1 protein-coding gene is annotated in these 1,367 nt (G+C 67.5%); it reads right to left on the bottom strand.

Features of this window, described 5'->3' with window-relative positions:
• On the bottom strand, positions 1-1,367 hold a 1,367-nt coding region (locus tag ACVK00_RS34515; protein WP_456826994.1), incomplete at both ends, for an ATP-binding protein.

The following is a 1,367-nucleotide window of genomic DNA, read 5'->3' as shown; positions in this document are numbered from 1 at the left end:
GCGATGAAGGCCGGATGGTTGATCACGTTCTCGAGGAACTGCAGGTTCGACGTGACGCCGCGAATCCGGAACTCGCGCAGCGCGCGATCCATCCGGTGAATCGATTCCGCGGCCGTCGGCGCCCACGTCGTCACCTTCACGAGCAGCGAGTCGTAGTACGGCGTGATCACCGCGCCGCCGTAGGCCGTGCCGGCATCGAGCCGCACGCCGAAGCCCGCCGCGCTGCGATAGGCGGTGAGCCGCCCGTAGTCGGGCAGGAAGTCGTTCTCCGGATCCTCGGTCGTGATCCGGCATTGCAGTGCGTTGCCGTTCAGCGGAATCGCCTGCTGTTCCGGCACGCCGGCCGCGCGCGCGACGAGCGCGCCATCGGCGTCCGTCGCGTCCTCCGCCAGGCCGATCCGGCCGCCTTCGGTGATGCGGATCTGCGCCTTCACGATGTCGATCCCGGTGACCATCTCGGTCACCGTGTGCTCGACCTGGATACGCGGATTCACCTCGATGAAGTAGAACTGGCCGGTGTCGGCGTCCATCAGGAATTCGACGGTGCCTGCATGCGTGTAGCCCACGGCGCGCATCAGGCGCAGCGCGGACTCGCACAGCGCGTGCCGGCTTTCGCGATCGAGATACGGCGCCGGCGCACGTTCGACGACCTTCTGGTTGCGCCGCTGCACCGTGCAGTCGCGCTCGTACAGATGCACGACCGTGCCGTGCAGATCGCCGAGCACCTGCACCTCGACGTGCCGCGCATTGCGCACCAGTTTCTCGACATACACCTCGTCGTTGCCGAACGCGGCCAGCGCCTCACGGCGCGCGACCGGCAGCAGCGTTTCGAGGTCCTGAGCGCTTTCCAGTACGCGCATCCCGCGTCCGCCGCCGCCCCAGCTCGCCTTCAACATCAGCGGATAGCCGACTTCCGCGGCGAGCACGCGGCACGCATCGAGATCGTCCGGCAGCGGCGCGGTCGCGGGCATCACCGGCACGCCGGCGGCGATCGCCGCATTGCGCGCGGCCACCTTGTTGCCGAGCGTGCGCATCACGTCGGGCGACGGGCCGATCCAGCGGATGCCGGCGTCGATCACGGCCTGCGCGAAATCGGGGTTCTCGGAAAGAAAGCCGTAGCCGGGGTGGATCGCATCGACGTTGGCCTGCCGTGCGACGCGCAGGATGTCGTCGATGTCGAGATACGCGGCGAGCGGCTTCTTTCCCTCGCCGATCAGGTAGCTCTCGTCCGCCTTGAAGCGATGCAGCGCGAGCCGGTCTTCCTTCGAATAGATCGCGACCGTGCGGATGTTCAGCTCGGCGGCGGCACGCATCACGCGGATCGAGATTTCCGAACGGTTCGCGATCAGGATGGACTGGATGGGGGT

The organism is Burkholderia sp. PvR073 (assembly GCF_054055695.1).
This window is presented reverse-complemented; position numbering and strand designations above follow the sequence as displayed.